The organism is Hydrogenophaga sp. (assembly GCF_026125825.1).
Taxonomy (GTDB): Bacteria; Pseudomonadota; Gammaproteobacteria; order Burkholderiales; family Burkholderiaceae_C; genus Hydrogenophaga.
In genome coordinates this window covers 1-3,746 of the sequence record NZ_JAHCKK010000184.1, presented here as the reverse complement: position 1 = coordinate 3,746, position 3,746 = coordinate 1, and the positions used below count along the sequence as shown (strand labels likewise).

3 protein-coding genes are annotated in these 3,746 nt (G+C 64.6%); all 3 read left to right on the top strand.

The annotated features are described in order from the left end of the window. A partial coding sequence (locus tag KIT86_RS24645) for an FAD-binding oxidoreductase (RefSeq protein ID WP_297403314.1) occupies nucleotides 1–1,046 on the top strand: 1,046 nt, incomplete at its 5' end. 96 nt (nucleotides 1,047–1,142) lie between these two features. Then, nucleotides 1,143–2,033: an FAD:protein FMN transferase gene (locus tag KIT86_RS24640; RefSeq protein WP_297403312.1), complete on the top strand. Its 891-nt coding sequence runs from the start codon at nucleotides 1,143–1,145 to the stop codon at nucleotides 2,031–2,033. Next, on the top strand, nucleotides 2,011–3,746 hold a 1,736-nt coding region (locus KIT86_RS24635; RefSeq protein WP_297403310.1), incomplete at its 3' end, for a TonB-dependent receptor. The genes KIT86_RS24640 and KIT86_RS24635, both read left to right, overlap by 23 nt.

Genomic DNA, 3,746 nt, shown 5'->3' with positions numbered 1-3,746 from the left:
CCTATGGCGAGGGGCAGGCCCCCACCCATGCCCGTCAGGCGCTGGAGCGCATCGCGCGCCTTCCCCGCGGGAGCGCACCGGTGGCAGTACTCGGCTTCGGCGACCGGCAGTTTCCGACATTCTGTGCGTTTGCCCAGGCCGTGGAGCAGGTCCTGCGCGCGCAGGGCTGGCCGATGCTGCTGCCGCTCGAATGCATTCATCAGCAGTCAGGTCAACAGTTCGCTCTGTGGGGCGAGGCCTTGGCGCAGGCACTGAATGAGCCCCTGGTGCTGAACTACGTGCCGCGGGTGCCGCCGAGCACGACGCTCACGCTGATTTCGCGACAGGACTACCCAGGGCAGACGGACAGGCCCACGGCCATTCTGCGATTTCAATGGTATCGTCGGGGATGGTGGGATCGCCTGCGTGGGCGCGGCTTGGCGCACTTTGCGGCCGGCGATCTGGTGGGCATCGTTGCACCGGGCACCGGTGTACCGCGCTATTACTCGCTGGCCTCGGGCACCAGCGACGGATTCCTGGAAATCTGTGTACGTCTGTTTCAGGGCGGCGTGTGTTCTACCCACCTCTACGGTCTGCAGCCTGGAGACACAGCCGAAGCCTTCATCCGCCGCAATCCCGGATTCGCTCTGCAAGGCCGGCGACAGCCTGTGGTGCTCATCGGCGCAGGTACGGGGGTGGCTCCATTGGCGGGATTCATCCGCCGCAACGACAGACGCGTCCCCATGCATCTTTATTACGGCGGGCGCGACCCCGCACTGGACTTCTATTTCGAGCCCGAGATCCGGCGCTGGCTCGATGAGCAGCGATTGGCCAGCCTGCAGACCCAGTTCTCGCGCGTGCCGGGCGGCGGCTACGTGCAGGAAGCCCTGCGCCGCGACGCCACGCGCTTGCGCGATCTGCTGAAGCGCGGCGCCATCGTGCGCGTGTGCGGCAGCCACCCCATGGGCCGGGATGTCGCCAAGGCACTGGACGAAATTCTGGGGACGCTGCGCCTCAGTGTGCAGCAACTCAAGGCGAAGGGGCGCTATGCCGAAGACCTATTCTGATCTTGTACAGACATGCGCCTGAAATTGAACGGCCCGACCATGGGCACACGCTGGTCCGTCATTTGCGATGTCGCGCCGGATCGAGACTCCAAACCCATGCACGCTGCGTTGCAGGCGGCCGTGGATCTGGTGGATGCGCAGATGTCCCCCTGGAAGCCCGGCAGTGACCTCATGCGCCTGAACGGCGCACCCGTCGAAACCTGGGTGGGCCTGCCCGCAGAAATACTGCACGTGCTTGCCCGGGCGCTGGAGATCAGCCGCCTCAGCGCGGGTGCCTTCGACCCTGCCGTCGGAGCGCTGGTCGATGCCTGGGGCTTTGGTGCGGCACGCGATGTGCCCGACGCGCAAGCGATTCGCGTAGCGGGCGACACCTCCCGTTGCCCCGCGCACGAAAGCCTGGAGCTCGATCTGGATGCAGGCCGGGCCCGCAAACGCGCGCGCCTGCAGATCGATCTGTGCGGCATTGCCAAGGGCTACGCCGTGGATTGCATGGTGGATGTGCTGCGGCACTACGGCGTCCGACACGCGCTGGCGGCGCTCGATGGCGAACTGCGCGCCCTGGGCAGCCAGGCTGATGGGCAGCCCTGGGCCGTGGCGCTGGAGAGCCCCGAGCCTGGGCGCCGCGCGGTGCATGGCGTGATCGAACTGCAGGATCTGGCCGTGGCCACCTCGGGCGACTACCGCCGCTTCATGCAGGTGGGTGATGCGCGCTTGGCGCACTCCATGGACGGCCGTCGGGCGGCGCCCGTGCGAAACGACGTCGCTTCCGTCACCGTGCTGGCACGCACGTGCATGGATGCCGACGCCTGGGCCACGGCGCTGCTGGTGGCCGGGCCGAACGACGGGCCGGCCATGGCGCAGCGACTGGGACTGGAGGCGTTGTGGCTGCTGCGGCGTGAAGACACATTGGTCGAGATGGGTTCGGGCCGGTTCGACTCCAGGGTCGACTGTATCCCGGCCCGCAATGGCGGGCGCCGCGACGCTTGACCGTGTCGGCAAGCGCGACGCACTCCCGAACACCCAAGTTTTCTACTCGAGCCGCGGTTCGAATCTCGACGCCACGGACTACGACAAGAACGGTGTGAAGTTCCTGCAGGACGGATTGCCGGTGAGCGCAGCCGACGGCAACAACCACAATCGTGCGCTGGATCCGCTGGGCGCGCGCTACGCCACCTTCGCACACGGTGCCAATGCGCTTGCCTACGGCGCGAGCACACTCGGTGGCGCAATGGATTTCGTCTCGCCCACGGCGCGCAACACGCAATCCAATGTATCTCTGTCAGGCGGCAGCTTTGGAGACTGGGGCGGCAGGGTGACGCTGAGTGGAGTCTTTGGCGACTTTGATGGATTGGTCGCGGCCGAAACGCGACAGCGCGACGGCTATCGCGATCACAGCGTTCAGGACCGGAAGGCCGTTTATGCGAATCTGGGTTGGGCTCCCTCGGAGAACGTGTCCACGCGACTGTTCGCCAACTACGTGGACTACTACGCGGAACTGCCGCGCGAGCTGACTCCCGGGCAGTATCACGAGAATCCCCGGCAAGGACGCGCGGACGCCATCCTCGGTAATCACAGCAAGGACGTGCAGTCCTGGCGTGCGGCGATAAAAGCCACGATCGCGGAGCTGGCTGGTGGAACGCTGGAGATCGGCGCGTCATACGAGCATCAGGATCTGTTCCATCCCATCGTCAGTACGCCGTTTTTCAGCCTGCTCATCGACACCACGCACGAGGATTCCGGTGCGATGCTGCGTTACCAGCGAACCGCGGGCTCGCATGGACTGCTGTTTGGTGTCAACTACGGCTACTCCACGGTTGCCGGCGGCAACTACACCAACGAGGGCGGCCGGCCCGGCCTTCTCATGTTCACTACCGATGACGAGGCTTCGAGCCTGGAGGTGTTCGTGCTGGACCGATGGAAGTTCGCGTCGGACTGGACCTTGGTGTACGGCGCACAGTTCACCACGGCCGATCGTGATGTGAGCGGCTTCGAGGCCGATTATGACGGCATCAACCCGCGACTCGGCGTCATTCGCAATCTCGGGACAGAGTCCGAATGGTATGCGAGCGCCAGCCGGGTCTACGAGGCGCCTACGACCTTCGAGCTGACCGATGATTACGACGGCGGCAGCACACCACTCGAAGCCATGCATGGCACCGTCGTGGAAACGGGCCTGCGCGGTGTGAACAAGCGTGGCGAGACACGTCTGAACTGGGACGTGTCTGTCTACTACACGGCGTTACGCAACGAGATCCTGTCTCGCGATGATCCGAATGCGCCGGGCACCAGCCTCTCGGCCAACATCGACAAGACGACGCATGCCGGTATCGAAGCCCTGTTTGGTGCGAGCTTCATTCTCGGATCAGGTGGGCATCGAATCGAGCCGCTGCTGAACGCCACGTACAATGCATTCACCTTCGATTCGGATCAGGACTATGGCGACAACCGACTGCCTTCGGCACCGCGCTACTTCGTTCGCGGTGAGCTGATGTATCGCAATGTCTCGGGTTTCAGCGCCGGCCCCACCTTCGATTTCATTGGCGCGAAGTACGTGGACTTCGCGAATGCTTACCGCCTGGGTTCGTATGGTCTGCTGGGTGCGCGAGCCGGCTATTCCACGGACAAGTGGGAAATCTTCGCCGAGGCCCGCAATCTGCTGGACCGTGTCTATGTCGCATCCGTCCTGGTGAAGGACGTCGT

Coding starts and splice junctions, on each gene's coding strand:
- KIT86_RS24640 (WP_297403312.1), top strand. CDS start 1,143: ATGCACGCTGCGTTGCAGGCGGCCGTGGATCTGGTGGATGCGCAGATG.